Here is a 14,235-nt window from a genome sequence, read left to right as displayed (position 1 = left end):
CGCGTGCGGCGCTTTTTCCTTGCGGTGCAGAACGGGCGTTCCTAACTTCGAGGCCCGGTTCAAGGAGAAAAAATTGCCGACACCTCATGAAGCCCTGATCTATCTGATGGTCATCACCTCGGCCTCCGACCGCGACATGACCGATGTTGAACTGGCACGGATCGGCGAGGTCGTCCGCTCCTGGCCGGTGTTCGAGGACTTCAACCACGACAGGCTGGTCGGCGTCGCCCAGGACTGCCAGAAGCGCCTGCACGAAAAGGATGGGCTGGAGGGCGTGCTGGCTGAAGTCGCCGAGGTCTTGCCCGAGCGGCTGCGCGACACCGCCTATGCCGCCGCCTTCGAGGTTGCCGCCGTCGACCTCGAAATGCGCATGGAAGAGGTGCGGGTGCTGCAGCTGATCCGGCGTCAGCTCGATCTCGACACGCTGACGGTTGCTGCCATCGGCCGCGCGGCCAAGGCGCGGCTGCGTACCCTGACCTGAAAGTCCTTGGCTTTAGAAAAAACTGACGGGGAAATAGCGCAGATAAAATTCGGCGAACGTGCCTTTCATTGAAATTTCCTGCAGCGCGTAGTCGATCGCTGCAGCCAGCGCCGGATTGTCAGCCTTGGTGGCGATAGCCATGCCCGTGCCCAGATATTCGGGCGCCAGATAGGGCCCGCCGGCAAAGCGGCAGCAGCCCGCCGCGTCCGAGCCGCCCAGCCAGAAAGCCAGGCGCATGCCGTCGCCGAAGGCGGCGTCGACCTTGCCGGCCTTGAGATCGGCATACAGTTCTTCCGGCCTGTCGAAAGGGACGACCTGGACCGTGTTGAAATAGTCGCGCAGCATGCGCTCATGCGCCGAGCCTGATATCACGCCGACACGCTTGCCGTGCAATTTGTCAAAGACGGGCTCGGTCAGCGCCTTGCCCTTCGGCATGACGAAGCGCGCCGGAAACTGCAGATAGGAGCGTGAGAAGGCGTAGGTCGCGCGCGATTCCGGTGTGGCGGCGATGCCGGCGATGATCGCCTCGCCTTCGCCTTTCTGCAGTGCGCCTTCCAGCTCGGCCCAGGGCAGGGCCTGGATCTGGCATTTTTCGACAATGCCAAGCTCGGCACAGATGGCGCGTGCCAGATCGATGTGGAAGCCGGACAGCTTTCCCGCACCGTCGAGGAAGTTGAAAGGCGGGAAGTCCGTGGTGGTGAGGAACCTCAGCCGGGGCAGCGTCGAAAGGTCCGGCTTGGGCAGCCGCTCCTTGGCATCCCACAGCACCGGAACCTGAGGCGCCGCGGCGCGCGCACCGTCGGCGAACGACAGCAACCCGATCAGCATCGCAAAGGCGAAGGACCTCCACCGGAACGCCAAGATAAAACTCCGCCACAGTCGTGCTCGCACCGGTTTTGGTACGAAAATGGTACAGGCACAATGGTTTTTGATTTCAACCCGCCGATTTCAGGATATGATTTAGCCGGTTTGCAAATCAGCTTCGGTCGCCTCGGTGAGAGGGAGCCACAAAATAAGTATGCGATTTGCAATCCGTGGTCGGTGGCGAAGTGTAAATCAGGCACGCATCATTGGCCGCAATGCACAAGGCAACATGGGGTTGATGTTGCGATGGGTCAGTTCGATCGCACGCTGGAATACATAGACCAACTGCAGCACGCCGCAACGGCGGCGGCGGTCTGCGAAAGGCTGCTGGGCATAACATCGGATTTCGGTCTCACCGCACTGATGGCGGGAACCGTCCCGCAGCCAGGCACGCCGGCCGGCCAGCAAAAGCAGCATGTGCTTCTCTGCGATTGGCCTGGCGAGTGGCTGGAGCGCTATGTCGCGCGCAACTATGTCGATCATGACCCGGTCGTCAGCCATATGAAACAGTTGCAGGCGCCCTTCCAGTGGCACGAGGCGTCCCAAGGCATCCGCATAGACAAGAGCAGCGGCGAGGTGATGGGCGATGCCGGCGCCTTCAAACTGCGCGATGGGTTGGCCTTTCCGCTGATCACGCTCGACGGCCAGATCGTCATGGTGTCGCTGGGCGGCGAGGCCGTGGAATTGTCCGCCGCCGAATTCGGCCAGGTGTCGCTGGTCTCGACCTACGCGGTTGGCCGCGCCATGCAACTCCACACCATGGCGAACAGGACCATCGATCATATCGTGCTGACGCCGCGCGAGCGCGAATGCCTGCAATGGGCCGCCGTCGGCAAGTCCGAATGGGAGATTTCGCAAATCCTCGGCATTTCCGAACACACCTCGGAGAAACATCTTCTTAACGCCAAAAGCAAACTAGGTGCCGTCAACAGGGTGCAGGCCGTCGCGGAAGCGATACGGCGCGGCTACATTAGTTAGGTCGGCCGTGCCGACCTGAAATCCTTGCCTACGCGATCACGCAATTTTCTCATCAAAGCACGGCCGTATCTTCCTCTGAACGCAGGAGACGGCGGAATGCTTTTTTCCCTTACAACCCAGGAATTGATGGAACGTCCCGACCTTTGGGAGGCCGTCCATCGTTTGCGCTACAAGATATTCGTCGAGGAGATGGGGTGGGATGACCTCAGACGCCCCGACGGGCTCGAACTCGACCAGTTCGATCACGACGAGGCGGTCCATCAGATCGTCATCAGGGGCGGTGAAGTGGCGGGTTATCAGAGGATGTTGCCGACGACGCGGCCACATCTGCTGACCGAGGTCTTGACCGATCTTTCCGAAGGAACGCCGCCATCGGGTCCAAACATCTGGGAATTGACCCGCTACGCGGTGGCTCCCGGTTTTCGCGATGGCCGTCGCGGCGTTTCGACCGTCGGCACCGAACTGATTGCCGGTTTCGTCGAGTGGGGGCTGAAGCGCGGCGTCGACAAGGTGATCATCGAGTTCGAGCCGATGTGGGTGCTGCGCGCCTTGCAACTGCATTTCCTGGCGACCCCGCTTGGCTATCAGCGCACCTATGGCAACCAGCAGGTGGTCGCCACCTTACTGACCTTCAACGAGCACACACTCGATGTGGTGCGGTCGCGCCGCAATCATTTTGCTCCCGTGCTGGCCAGGGGATATCCCGACATGCTCGGGCAAAGGCGTGCGTCATGAGATCGGAGACAGTCATGAGCACACATCCGCAACCTGAACTTCGCAACCACACGCTGGTGGTCACCGTGTCGTCGAGTGACGGCCGGCCGGTGCTGGACAGGAGGGCCTATGAAAGCCTGGCAAGGACCTTCCATGAAGCAGCCGACAATGAGGAGGTTCGCGTCGTCGTCTTGCGCGGCCTGGCAGGCTGTTTCTGTCTGGGCGGCGACTTCTCCGAATTCCTCGACGCCACCAAGCACCAGAAACTGATCGCCGCCGTCACCGACCTGTTCCGCACGCTGGCGACGTTTCCAAAGCCCATCCTTGCCTGCGTCGATGGCGATGCCGTCGGTGTCGGCTGCACCATCCTGTTCCATTGCGACATGGTGATCGCGTCCGATGAGAGCACGTTCAGGGTGCCGTTCGTCGATTTCGGCCTGGTGCCGGATGCGGCGACCAGCATCCTGGCGCCGCAGAAGCTCGGCTACGCCGGTGCCTTCCGCTTCTTCTGCCTCGGCGACACGCTTCGCGCCGAAGATGCCAGGGCGCTCGGCCTGGTCGCGGAGATCGTGCCGGGAGGCACCGTCGAGGAGGCGGCCCTTGGTCGGGCAAGACAGCTCGTCAAGAAGCCGGTCGCCGCCCTGCTGCAGACGCGCGGCCTGCTGAAGGGGAACACCGAGGCCCTCTGCGACCGCATCGATCAGGAGATCTCGCTTTTCCAGCAGGCGCTGCAGGATGATACGACGCTGCGGCGATTGCAGCGTATCGCCAGGCTGGCGGCTTAAGCATCATGATTGCGTCGCGCGGTTCCTTGCCGCGCGACGCAAAAAAGCGTCAATCCTGTTTTCCCAGGAATGACGGCCCTTCGCCGATGATCTTCTTGTCTTCCTTGCCGATGATTTCGAGATCGCGCCCCTCATAGGGCAGAGACGAAAGGATGCGCCGCATGACCGCCAGCCGCGCGCGCCGCTTGTCATTGGCCCGTACGATGATCCACGGCGCGAATTCCTTGTGGGTGCGCTCGAACATTGTGTCGCGCACCTTGGTGTAGTCGTCCCACTTGGTGATGCCCGCAACGTCGATGGGCGAAAACTTCCAGCTCTTCAGCGGGCTGTAGCGGCGGTCGTGGAAGCGCTCGAGCTGCGTTTCCCGGCCGATGTTCAGCCAGAATTTGAAGAAGTGAATCCCCTCGTTGGAGATCATCCGCTCGAAATGCGGCGTCTCGTCGAGAAACTGCTCGTGCTGCTGCGGCGTGCAGAAACCCATCACCGGCTCGACGCCGGCGCGATTGTACCAGGAGCGGTCGAAGGTGACGAATTCGCCTGAAGTCGGGAAGTGGTCGACATAGCGCTGGTAGTACCATTGCCCCAGTTCGGTCGGGGTCGGCTTGGTCAGCGCCACGTTGCGTGCCGTGCGCGGATTGAGGTACTGGCGCACCACGAAGATCGTGCCGCCCTTGCCGGCGGCGTCGCGGCCCTCGAACAGCGCCATCACCCGTTTGCCGGTCGACTGCAGCCAGGCCTGCGCCTTGACCAACTCGATCTGCAGCTTCTCGAGCGTTTCGTCATACTCATCGCTTTTCATCTTCTTGTCGTAGGGATAGCCGCCGGCAGTCAGCTTGTTGTCCTCGACCCAGTCGGGAAGCACGGGGTTTTCGATATCGAACTCCCGCTCCTTGCCGCCGATCCTGATCTTCAGCGGCCCCGAAGTTGGCGCGGCGGGACTTTCCTTGGCTTTTTTCATCGAGACGAACCCTTTCCAGCTTCGGGACTCATGCTATGGGGAGCCTCCGGAACGGTCTAGTGGAAGTTTTTCCGCCACCGTGGACCGGGTGCGAAGGCATGGGGTGCGGGCCCGCGGGCAGATGGCTGACCTGGACACAGAGCAGAGAGGCATCGCGCAAACCATGGCCGCACGGCTGTGGAACAGCCGCTGGCTGCTTGCGGCCGGCGTCGTCGCGATCGTCGCCGTTTATGCCTTGGCCGGGATTTCAGCCTATGTCGTCCTTGCGGCGCTGCTGTTGCTGTTTGCAGCGGCAATACTGCCGGCCGCCGGCGCGCGCCAATCCACTGGCAGCGGAGCCGCCATCGAGGCCACCGGCCTGCAGAGGCTCTCGGGTGAATATCTGGCCGCCGCCGTCGCCGATCCGCTGATCATCTTCGACCGGGCTGCCACCATCGTCCATGCCAACGCCGCCGCCTTCGCCGCTTTCGGCGGCATCGCGCCAGGCATGTCGCTGTCGCTGAAATTCCGGGCGCCGGAAATGCAGGCTCTGCTGGATGGCGTGCTATCGGGCGATGTCGCCTCCGATATCGTCGACTATACGGAGAAGCTGCCGGTCGAACGGGCTTACCGGGTGAGCGTGTCCTCGGTCGGTCATGCCACCGATCTCTATGTGCTGGTGTTCAAGGACCAGAGCGAAGCACGCAGGATCGACCGCATGCGCGCCGACTTCATCGCCAATGCCAGCCACGAACTGCGCACCCCACTTGCCTCCATCGCCGGCTTTATCGAAACGCTGCGCGGGCCAGCCCGCAACGACGCGGCGGCGCGCGACCAGTTTCTGCAGATCATGCAGAGCCAGACCGGCCGCATGGCGCGTCTGATCGACGATTTGTTGTCGCTGTCGCGGCTCGAGATGAAACCCTATCTGAAGCCGGGAACCGAGGTGGACCTGCGCCAGACCGTCGACAGCGTCATCGACTCGCTCGGACCGCTGGCCAGCGAAAACGCCGTTGCCATCGAGCGGCGCTACGCCGATGGACCGCTTCATGTGCCTGGCGATCGCGATGAGCTTTTCCAGGTTTTCGAGAACCTCCTGGAAAACGCCTGCAAATACGGGCAGTCGGGTGGGCGCGTGGTTGTATCCATAGCGCATAGCGATGCCGGATCAGAGCCGGGCATCGACGTGACGATCAGGGACTTTGGCCCTGGCATTCCCGAGGAGCACATTCCGCGCATTACCGAGCGCTTCTATCGCGTCGATGTCGAGACCAGCCGGACCCAGAAAGGCACCGGCCTCGGCCTGTCGATCGTCAAGCATATACTGACGCGCCACAACGCCCGGCTTTCGATCAAGTCCGAAGTCGGCAACGGCGCGGCATTCTCGGTTCATTTGCCGGCGCACTGATATCGCCCTAATTCAAGGGCACTGTTTCTTTTTTCTGTCATCCGGCTAGCGTATCAGCGGGGATTCGAGGAAACGACTCAAAATCAAAACACCCCGTGGGAAGGCATTTGCCATGCAGTCCGTGCACATCGTCAGCGCTTATGACGAGGAGTTGAAATATCTGTCGAAGCGCATCGCCGCGATGGGTGGCCATGCCGAGCGCATGGTCGAACAGGCGGTCACCGCTCTCGTCAATGCCGACCCGGGCCTTGCCCAGAAGGTCATCCGCGACGATACCGTACTGGACGAGGGCCAGCGCGAAATCGACGACAAGGCGATCATCATCATTGCCAAGCGTCAGCCGATGGCGGCGGATTTGCGCGAGATCGTCGGGACCATCCGCATCTCCGCCGACCTCGAACGGGTTGGCGATCTCGCCAAGAACGTTGCCAAGCGGGTGGTCGCCGTCACCGACGGACGCCAGCCGACCAGCCTGTTCCGCGGCCTCGAGGCCCTCTCCAACCTGGCGTTGACCCAGCTCAAGGAAGTGCTCGACGTCTACGCGTCCCGTTCGGTGGAGAAAATCGGCTTCGTGCGCGATCGTGACGACCAGATCGACGCCATGTACACATCGCTGTTTCGCGAATTGCTGACCTACATGATGGAAGATCCGCGCAACATCACGCCCTGCACGCATCTGCTGTTTTGCGCCAAGAACATCGAGCGTATCGGTGATCACGCCACCAACATAGCCGAGACCATCTACTACATCGTCACCGGCGATCAGTTGCCGGCTGAGCGGCCCAAGGGCGACAAGACCGACAAAATCAGCCTTTCCGAGACGCAGCCGGTGAAGTGAACGCCGCCTCTCGAACCGTCACCCGATTTACGATAAGCTTTCCGGGCCTTGCCTCTATCCTCGTGCGTGGATTTGCTCCGGGAGGTCGTGATGGAAAATGTTCGGAACCTGACCCCGGCGCCTGCGCCGATATCCGGCATTATCGCTTGCGGCGTTTACACGGCGGGGCGCCGCATCGCCGACATTCCCATCGAGGAAGCCGGCGAATGGGCAAAAAAATCCGGTCACGTCGTCTGGATCGGCCTGTTGGAGCCCGACCGTAACCTGTTGCTGCGCGTCCAGGCACAGTTTCACCTGCATGAGCTGGCGATCGAGGATGCCGAGCACCCGCACCAGCGGCCGAAGATCGAGCAATATGGCGACGCCTTGTTCATCGTCGCCCGCACCGCGCAGCTGATCGAGGGCCGGGTCACCTTCGGCGAGACCCATTTGTTCGTCGGCTCAGGCTACATCGTCAGCGTCAGGCACGGTCCCTCGACGTCCTATGCCGCCGTTCGTCAGCACTGGGAAAGCTGCCCGCACTCGCTGGCCAAGGGCGAGGATTTCGTCCTCTATGCCATTCTCGATTTCATCGTCGACAATTACATGCCGGTGCTCGAGCAGATCGAGGACGAGGTCGAGGCGATCGAGGACAAGGTTCTGCTGAAGCCGATGACCGCTCCCGACATAGAGCGGCTCTATATGCTGCGCCGCGATCTCCTGCGCCTGCGCAATGCCGCGCTTCCGCTGGTCGAAGTCTGCCGAAGGCTGACCAGCGCCGAGCTGCCGCAGATCCACACCGCCATGCATCCGCTGTTCCGCGACGTCACCGATCACATCCGCACCGTTCAGGAGAAGATCGACAGCCTGCGCGAGGTGCTGGCATTCGCTTTCGAGGCGAGCTTGCTGGTCGGCCAGAGTCAGGAAACGGCCAACACCAAGAAGCTCGCCTCCTGGGCCGCAATCCTGGCGGTGCCGACGGCGCTCGCCGGCATTTACGGCATGAACTTCAGCGACATGCCGGAACTGAAGATGGAATATGGCTACCCGGTGGTATTGGCCACGATCGCGCTGATCTGCGCGTTTCTGTATTGGCGGTTCAGGAAGAATGGCTGGTTGTGAAGTAGGGCAGTAGGGCAGTAGGGCAGTAGGGCAGTAGGGCAGTAGGGCAGTAGGGCAGTAGGGCAGTAGGGTGGCATTTCGTGAGCGCGACTTTCCGCGCACATACTGCCCTACTGCCTTACTCCCCTATTCCCCTATTCCCCTACTCCCCTATCTACCTGCTCCGCCGCCGCTCCGATGCCGGCTGGAATGCCACGCGGGCGTGATACTTGCAGTAGGGACCGGTTTCGGCGGCATCGTTGCCGCAGAAATGGAAGTCCTCTGAAAGCGGATCGCCGTTCGGCCATTTGCAGGTCCGCTCGGTCAGCTCGACCAGCTGCAGATGCCGCGAGATCGGCAGCACGACATTTTCGACCGGCCGGATGTAATGGCGTGCCACGGGTTCGGCGTCGAACTGCGTCTGCAAGGCGGTCGCGCCGACCGATGTCGTGACATGGCGTGCCGTGGTTGCGGCGCGTGATACCGATTTCTGGACGGTCGATCCTTGCGCTGCCTTCTTCTGGCGTGCCGGCGTGGCGGTCGAGCGACCGCGGCCCGACAGTTTCAGCCGATGCACCTTCCCGATGACCGCATTGCGGCTGACCCCTCCAAGCTGCGCAGCAATCTGGCTTGCGCTCAGACCCTCCGACCACAGTTTTCTCAAGAGTTCTACCCGCTCGTCAGTCCAGTTCATGAGACCGCGCTCCTCTAAGCGTGCGGCAATCGGAATCCTTCTCCCGACCCGGCAACATTTGCCAGGGCAGACACCACATATATCTGGTGATTAGGTCCGCCGCACGAAATCTAGTTATTTCTCGACTACAACTACTCTATGCGCTGACTCGGTGACAAGAGTCCCAAGTGCAACACGAATCGGTTTTTTCGGTTTTCCCCAACTTGCCCGGTCGCTTATGAGCCGGCGTCCCGTCGGGGGGCTTGCCGCGCGCCACTACGCGACGTTTTCGTTGACTTCATGGCCGAAAAACAGGATAAGCCGCACAGGCCGCCGCTTTGGCGGCTTTTTTGATTTTCCGGTACCGGAGACGCATATAATGAGCGGTTCGGCGCTTTACGAGACCTTTGCTCGCGCACCCCTGGCCTTCGACCACGGGGAAGGCACATGGCTGATTACCGACAAGGGCGAGCGATATCTCGATTTCGCCGGCGGCATCGCCGTCAATTCGCTGGGCCACAGCCATCCGCACCTGGTCGCCGCACTCACCGAGCAGGCAGCCAAGCTGTGGCATGTCTCCAACCTCTACGAGATCCCCGGGCAGAGCCGGCTTGGCGAACGGCTGGCCGACGCCACCTTCGCCGACAAGGTGTTCTTCACCAATTCCGGCGCCGAGGCGCTGGAATGCGCGATCAAGACGGCGCGGCGCTACCATTTCGTCAAAGGCCATCCCGAGCGCTTTCGCATCATCACCTTCGAAGGCGCCTTCCATGGCCGCACGCTGGCGACCATCGCGGCTGGCGGCCAGTACAAGTATCTCGAGGGCTTCGGCCCCAAGGTCGAAGGTTTCGACCAGGTCGGCTTCGACGACATTGACGCCGCCGAAAAGGCGATCACGCCGGAGACGGCCGCGATCCTGATCGAGCCGGTGCAGGGCGAGGGCGGTATCCGCCCGGTGCCGACGCAGTCGCTGAAGCGGCTCAGGCAATTGTGCGAGCAGCACGGCCTGCTGTTGATCTACGACGAGGTCCAGTGCGGCATCGGCCGCACCGGCAAGCTGTTCGCACATGAATGGTCGGGTGTAACGCCCGACATCATGGCGATTGCCAAGGGTATCGGCGGCGGCTTCCCGATGGGCGCCTGCCTTGCCACGGATGAAGCGGCGGTCGGCATGACCGCCGGCGTGCATGGCACCACGTTCGGCGGCAACCCGCTTGCCATGGCGGTCGGCAACGCCGTGCTCGATGTCGTGCTGGAAGACGGCTTCCTCGAAGATGTCCAGCGCAAGGCGCTGCTGATGAAGCAGGGTCTGGCGTCGGTCGCCGACGAGTTTCCCGAAATCATCGAGGACATCAGGGGTGCCGGGCTGATGCTCGGCCTCAAATGCGCCATGCCCAACACCAAGGTGAACATGGCCTTGCGCGACCAGCATCTGCTGGCGGTTCCGGCCGGCGACAACGTCATTCGCCTGTTGCCGCCGCTCACCGTCACCGACGCCGAGATCCATGACGCGCTCAACCGCATCCGCGCCGGCGCCAAGGGCCTGGCGGAGGCGATCGCTTCCGCCGCGGCGAAGTAATCCCGGAATCATTGCTGATGTCAGTTCGCCATTTCACCGATCTTTCCACCGTTTCCGAAGGCGACCTGCGCTTGATGCTGGACGACGCGGTGGTGCGAAAGGCGCGGCTCAAGGCCGGCGAGCGCACCAAACCGCTCGAAGGCAAGGTGCTGGCGATGATCTTCGACAAGCCGTCGACGCGCACGCGCGTCTCCTTCGACGTCGGCATGCGGCAGCTCGGCGGCGAGACCATCATGCTGACCGGCACCGAGATGCAGCTCGGCCGTTCCGAGACCATCGCCGACACCGCCAAGGTGCTGTCACGCTATGTCGATGCGATCATGATCCGCACCACCTCGCATGAGCGGCTGCTGGAATTGACCGAGAACGCCACCGTGCCGGTGATCAACGGACTGACCGACGATACCCATCCCTGCCAGCTGATGGCCGATATCATGACCTTCGAGGAACATCGCGGTCCGGTAGCCGGCAAGACCATCGCCTGGACCGGCGACGGCAACAATGTGCTGCATTCCCTGCTCGAGGCCTCGGCCCGGTTCCGCTTCAACCTCAACGTCGCCGTTCCCGAAGGCAGCGAGCCGGCGCAGAAGCATATCGACTGGTCGCAGGCGCATGGTGGCAAGCTGCACTTCACCCGCTCGCCCGAGGAAGCCGTCGATCAGGCCGACTGCATCGTCACCGATTGCTGGGTGTCGATGGGCCAGGAGCATCGCGCCCGCGGCCACAATGTGTTCTCGCCCTACCAGGTCAATGCCAAGCTGATGGCGAGAGCCAAGCCGGACGCGCTGTTCATGCATTGCCTGCCGGCGCATCGCGGCGAGGAAGTGACAGACGAGGTTATCGACGGACCGCATTCGGTGGTCTTCGACGAGGCCGAGAACCGGCTCCATGCCCAGAAGGCCGTGCTTGCCTGGTGTCTAGGCGCTTGAAGTGTCTGGGCGCTTGATCCCTGGGAGCTTGATCTGCGGGCGTGTGATGCCTATTTGCGCCGCATCACGCAAATCAAGCGCGTTTCGACGCATGCGCCCCGGAGGGCGGCATGGCCGCGCCCTGGAGCTTTGTCATGTTGGAAACCTATCAAGTGACTGAACATCACCCCAAACTCGGCGAATTCGGCTATGCCGGCGACGATCACGTCGTGCCGTTCGAGGTCGGCCCTCTCGACGTGCGCGGCCGCACGGTCCAACTCGGGCCGATGCTGGACGCCATCCTCAGCCGCCACGATTATCCCGAGCCGGTCGCCCGCCTGCTGGCGGAGGCCTGTGTGCTGACCGTGCTGCTCGGCACTTCGCTGAAGTTCGAGGGCAAGTTCATCCTGCAGACCCGCACCGACGGACCCGTCGACATGCTGGTTGCGGATTTTTCCACGCCCTCGGCGCTGCGCGCCTATGCGCGTTTCGATGCCGACCGGCTGGAAGCGCTGGTCGCGGCGGGCGAAACCTCCCAGCAGACGCTACTCGGCAGTGGCGTGCTGGCGCTGACCATCGACCAGGGCGCCCATACGCAGCGCTATCAGGGTATCGTCCAGCTCGATGGCGAGACCCTGGAAGACGCGGCACGCACCTATTTCCGTCAGTCGGAGCAGATCCCGACGGATATCAGGCTGTCGGTGGCCAAGCTTTTGACGCCCGGTCCCGGCGGCGCCCGCGAGCAATGGCGCGCCGGCGGTATCCTGGCGCAGTTCCTGCCGCAGTCGCCCGAGCGCATGCGCGTCCCGGACCTGCCGGGCGGCGATGGCGATCCGCGTGAGGAGATCCACGATCCGGTCGACAATTCCTGGCAGGAGTTGCTGGCTCTGCTCGGCACCATCGAGCCGACCGAACTGATCGACCCGACGATCGGCGCCGAGCGGCTGCTCTACAGGCTGTTCCACGAGCATGGCGTGCGCGTCTTCGGCGGCGTTCCGGTCGCCGACCAGTGCTCGTGCTCCAGGGACAAGATCCGCGGCATCCTCGAGGGTTTTTCCGCCCAGGAGATCAAGGACAGCACCGAAGACGGCGGCATCCACGTCGCCTGCGAATTCTGTTCGAAGCAATATGATTTCGACCCGGCGGAATTCGCGGCCCAGTAGAGTAGAAACCACGCCTCACCGGTCGCTCCGCGGCCGGTGAGGCGAAATCAATTCACCGTCCGCCGCGTCCCCGGCAAGTCCAGCGAAAACGCCGGAATGGCGATGTCGAACGTCTCGCCCCGCTTGTTGCGCATCGTGTAATGCCCGACCATGATGCCGGACGGTGTCGAGAGCGGGCAACCGGATGTGTACTGGTAGCTGTCGCCGGGATTGAGTTCGGGCTGGTCGCCGACCACGCCGGGGCCGCGCACTTCCTCGACCCGGCCGGTGCCGTCGGTGATGTGCCAATAGCGCGACAGAAGCTGCACGAAATCGTCCGACTGATTGTCGATCGTTATCTGATAGCCCCAGACATAGCGGTTCTCAGAGGGATCCGAACGGTCCTCCAGATAGAACGGCCTGACCTGCACTTCGATGTTGCGCGTGACGGCGCTATACATAAGCGGCTCCAAAAAACGGTTCCAGCGGAACTTTCGGCGCTCCGTGCGGTTAGGTCAACCGATCGAAGCCTCCTCTGGCCGGCCTCGCGGGCAGGTGCCGACAAAGAATGTCATTTAAGTGACATATGACAATGATGGTGTGCGCGGACTGGTGACGCGCGACTCGGGCGCTCTGCTGAACTGTTGAAACCGGCCATCTTGCGGACCGGTTTTCCTGGAGTGACCGGATCTCGATGCAACTCACTCTCATAGCCGCCACGCTTTCAACCGTCCTCATCCTCTCGAATCTCGCCAGCATCGTGCTCGCCGCGTCGCGTCTGAGACGGCGTCGCACCATTGCGCTGCCGGCCGGCAAGCCGCGGCCGGTGTCGATCGTCGTGCCGTCGCGCGGCGTCGAGCCGTTCACGCAGGAGACGCTGGAGCGCGCCTTCTCGCTCGACTGGCCGCGCTACGAGCTGATTTTCTGCGTCGCCCATGCCGACGATCCGGTGGTCAAATTGATAAACAGGACGATCGTCCGGTTTCCGAAAGTGCCGGCCCGGCTGCTTGTCGGCGACGACCGCATCAGCGCCAATCCGAAACTCAACAATTGCGTCAAGGGCTGGGAAGCGGCGCAGCACGACTGGGTCGTCCTGGCCGATTCCAACGTGCTGATGCCGAGGGACTACATCCAGCACCTGATGGCTGCCTGGCGGCCCGGCACCGGCCTTGTCTGCTCGACGCCGATCGGCTCGCGGCCGGCCGGCTTCTGGGCCGAGGTCGAATGCGCTTTCCTCAACACGCTGCAGGCGCGCTGGCAATATGCCGGTGAGGCTCTCGGCCTCGGCTTTGCCCAGGGCAAGAGCATGCTCTGGAACAAGCCGATGCTCGACGCCAATGGCGGCATCCGCGTGCTGGCCGCCGAGATCGCGGAGGATGCCGCTGCGACCAAGCTGGTGAACAGTCTCGGCCTGCGCGTCAATCTCGTCGCCGCCCCCTTCGAGCAGCCGCTTGGCCGGCGCTCGTTTGACGAGATCTGGTCGCGTCAGGCCCGTTGGGCGCGCCTGCGCCGCGTCACTTTCCCGCTGTTCTTCGCACCCGAAATCCTGACCGGCGCCGTGGTGCCGCTGGTGCTTGCGCTGATTGCAGCGGCAAGCGCCGGCTTCAGCCTCTGGGCAACCGCCCTTGCCGTGCTGGCGGCCTTCTACCTTCCGGAGTGCGCCCTGGCCTGGTCCAAGGGCTGGTACCTGTCGCCACGCATGGTCGCCGCGATCATGGCGCGCGACCTGATCCTGCCGGCGATGTGGGCGCGCGGCTGGCTCGGCGGCGCCATCGACTGGCGCGGCAATGCAATGACCATCGGCACCAAGACGGCCGAGCTGGAAGAGACGCCGTCCGGCGCCTGAAG

Annotated in this window: 15 protein-coding genes; 11 read left to right on the top strand and 4 right to left on the bottom strand. The window is 62.8% G+C overall.

Annotated features, from left to right (window positions below):
- Positions 1-73: 73 nt before the first annotated feature.
- Positions 74-481 (top strand): tellurite resistance TerB family protein, encoded by a 408-nt coding sequence (locus MESCI_RS29935; protein WP_013533653.1) that lies wholly within the window; start codon positions 74-76, stop codon positions 479-481.
- A 12-nt stretch (positions 482-493) separates the two neighbouring features.
- Here MESCI_RS29935 and MESCI_RS29930 read toward each other — a convergent pair whose 3' ends face one another.
- Positions 494-1,342: a transporter substrate-binding domain-containing protein gene (locus tag MESCI_RS29930; protein WP_013533652.1), complete on the bottom strand. Its 849-nt coding sequence runs from the start codon at positions 1,340-1,342 to the stop codon at positions 494-496.
- A gap of 249 nt (positions 1,343-1,591) precedes the next feature.
- Here MESCI_RS29930 and MESCI_RS29925 point away from each other — a divergent pair, with 249 nt between their 5' ends.
- From MESCI_RS29925 to MESCI_RS29915, 3 genes are all read left to right on the top strand, one after another.
- On the top strand, positions 1,592-2,323 hold the full coding sequence (locus tag MESCI_RS29925) for a helix-turn-helix transcriptional regulator (protein ID WP_013533651.1): 732 nt from the start codon (positions 1,592-1,594) through the stop codon (positions 2,321-2,323).
- 96 nt (positions 2,324-2,419) lie between these two features.
- Entirely contained in the window at positions 2,420-3,058 is a 639-nt protein-coding gene (locus MESCI_RS29920; RefSeq protein WP_013533650.1) for an acyl-homoserine-lactone synthase, read from the top strand.
- A 14-nt stretch (positions 3,059-3,072) separates the two neighbouring features.
- Positions 3,073-3,822, top strand: a complete 750-nt coding sequence (locus MESCI_RS29915) for an enoyl-CoA hydratase-related protein (protein ID WP_013533649.1) — start codon at positions 3,073-3,075, stop codon at positions 3,820-3,822.
- Between the two features lie 49 nt (positions 3,823-3,871).
- Here MESCI_RS29915 and ppk2 read toward each other — a convergent pair whose 3' ends face one another.
- Positions 3,872-4,780: a polyphosphate kinase 2 gene (ppk2, locus tag MESCI_RS29910; RefSeq protein ID WP_013533648.1), complete on the bottom strand. Its 909-nt coding sequence runs from the start codon at positions 4,778-4,780 to the stop codon at positions 3,872-3,874.
- A gap of 121 nt (positions 4,781-4,901) precedes the next feature.
- On the opposite strand from ppk2, the gene MESCI_RS29905 reads away from it, so the two are divergent.
- From MESCI_RS29905 to MESCI_RS29895, 3 genes are all read left to right on the top strand, one after another.
- On the top strand, positions 4,902-6,167 hold the full coding sequence (locus MESCI_RS29905; RefSeq protein ID WP_164919985.1) for a sensor histidine kinase: 1,266 nt from the start codon (positions 4,902-4,904) through the stop codon (positions 6,165-6,167).
- Positions 6,168-6,279: 112 nt separating this feature from the next.
- Positions 6,280-7,005, top strand: coding sequence for a phosphate signaling complex protein PhoU (gene phoU / locus MESCI_RS29900; RefSeq protein ID WP_013533646.1), 726 nt, complete (start codon positions 6,280-6,282; stop codon positions 7,003-7,005).
- 90 nt (positions 7,006-7,095) lie between these two features.
- Positions 7,096-8,106, top strand: coding sequence for a magnesium and cobalt transport protein CorA (locus MESCI_RS29895; protein WP_013533645.1), 1,011 nt, complete (start codon positions 7,096-7,098; stop codon positions 8,104-8,106).
- A gap of 154 nt (positions 8,107-8,260) precedes the next feature.
- Here MESCI_RS29895 and MESCI_RS29890 read toward each other — a convergent pair whose 3' ends face one another.
- On the bottom strand, positions 8,261-8,779 hold the full coding sequence (locus tag MESCI_RS29890; protein WP_013533644.1) for a GcrA family cell cycle regulator: 519 nt from the start codon (positions 8,777-8,779) through the stop codon (positions 8,261-8,263).
- A gap of 358 nt (positions 8,780-9,137) precedes the next feature.
- Between MESCI_RS29890 and MESCI_RS29885 the strand changes: the two genes are divergently transcribed.
- From MESCI_RS29885 to MESCI_RS29875, 3 genes are all read left to right on the top strand, one after another.
- Complete coding sequence (locus MESCI_RS29885; protein WP_013533643.1) at positions 9,138-10,337, top strand: aspartate aminotransferase family protein; 1,200 nt, start codon at positions 9,138-9,140, stop codon at positions 10,335-10,337.
- Positions 10,338-10,354: 17 nt separating this feature from the next.
- Positions 10,355-11,266 carry an ornithine carbamoyltransferase gene (gene argF, locus MESCI_RS29880; protein WP_013533642.1) on the top strand — a complete coding sequence of 304 codons (912 nt, stop codon included), beginning with the start codon at positions 10,355-10,357 and terminating at the stop codon, positions 11,264-11,266.
- 110 nt (positions 11,267-11,376) lie between these two features.
- Complete coding sequence (locus tag MESCI_RS29875) at positions 11,377-12,408, top strand: Hsp33 family molecular chaperone (protein ID WP_013533641.1); 1,032 nt, start codon at positions 11,377-11,379, stop codon at positions 12,406-12,408.
- A 47-nt stretch (positions 12,409-12,455) separates the two neighbouring features.
- On the opposite strand, the gene apaG is transcribed toward MESCI_RS29875, so the two are convergent.
- A complete protein-coding gene (gene apaG / locus MESCI_RS29870; protein WP_013533640.1) occupies positions 12,456-12,848 on the bottom strand; it encodes a Co2+/Mg2+ efflux protein ApaG in 393 nt (130 codons plus the stop codon).
- A gap of 233 nt (positions 12,849-13,081) precedes the next feature.
- Between apaG and MESCI_RS29865 the strand changes: the two genes are divergently transcribed.
- Complete coding sequence (locus MESCI_RS29865) at positions 13,082-14,233, top strand: ceramide glucosyltransferase (protein ID WP_013533639.1); 1,152 nt, start codon at positions 13,082-13,084, stop codon at positions 14,231-14,233.
- The last annotated feature ends 2 nt before the right edge of the window (positions 14,234-14,235 follow it).

The organism is Mesorhizobium ciceri biovar biserrulae WSM1271 (genome assembly GCF_000185905.1).
GTDB lineage: Bacteria > Pseudomonadota > Alphaproteobacteria > Rhizobiales > Rhizobiaceae > Mesorhizobium > Mesorhizobium ciceri.
This window is presented reverse-complemented; position numbering and strand designations above follow the sequence as displayed.

What these genes read in the sequence shown, in the direction of transcription:
- MESCI_RS29925 (WP_013533651.1), top strand. Translation starts at nt 1,592, where the DNA reads ATGGGTCAGTTCGATCGCACGCTGGAATACATAGACCAACTGCAGCAC.
- MESCI_RS29920 (WP_013533650.1), top strand. Translation starts at nt 2,420, where the DNA reads ATGCTTTTTTCCCTTACAACCCAGGAATTGATGGAACGTCCCGACCTT.
- MESCI_RS29915 (WP_013533649.1), top strand. Translation starts at nt 3,073, where the DNA reads ATGAGCACACATCCGCAACCTGAACTTCGCAACCACACGCTGGTGGTC.
- ppk2 (WP_013533648.1), bottom strand. Translation starts at nt 4,780, where the DNA reads ATGAAAAAAGCCAAGGAAAGTCCCGCCGCGCCAACTTCGGGGCCGCTG.
- MESCI_RS29905 (WP_164919985.1), top strand. Translation starts at nt 4,902, where the DNA reads ATGGCTGACCTGGACACAGAGCAGAGAGGCATCGCGCAAACCATGGCC.
- phoU (WP_013533646.1), top strand. Translation starts at nt 6,280, where the DNA reads ATGCAGTCCGTGCACATCGTCAGCGCTTATGACGAGGAGTTGAAATAT.
- MESCI_RS29895 (WP_013533645.1), top strand. Translation starts at nt 7,096, where the DNA reads ATGGAAAATGTTCGGAACCTGACCCCGGCGCCTGCGCCGATATCCGGC.
- MESCI_RS29890 (WP_013533644.1), bottom strand. Translation starts at nt 8,779, where the DNA reads ATGAACTGGACTGACGAGCGGGTAGAACTCTTGAGAAAACTGTGGTCG.
- MESCI_RS29885 (WP_013533643.1), top strand. Translation starts at nt 9,138, where the DNA reads ATGAGCGGTTCGGCGCTTTACGAGACCTTTGCTCGCGCACCCCTGGCC.
- argF (WP_013533642.1), top strand. Translation starts at nt 10,355, where the DNA reads ATGTCAGTTCGCCATTTCACCGATCTTTCCACCGTTTCCGAAGGCGAC.
- MESCI_RS29875 (WP_013533641.1), top strand. Translation starts at nt 11,377, where the DNA reads ATGGCCGCGCCCTGGAGCTTTGTCATGTTGGAAACCTATCAAGTGACT.
- apaG (WP_013533640.1), bottom strand. Translation starts at nt 12,848, where the DNA reads ATGTATAGCGCCGTCACGCGCAACATCGAAGTGCAGGTCAGGCCGTTC.
- MESCI_RS29865 (WP_013533639.1), top strand. Translation starts at nt 13,082, where the DNA reads ATGCAACTCACTCTCATAGCCGCCACGCTTTCAACCGTCCTCATCCTC.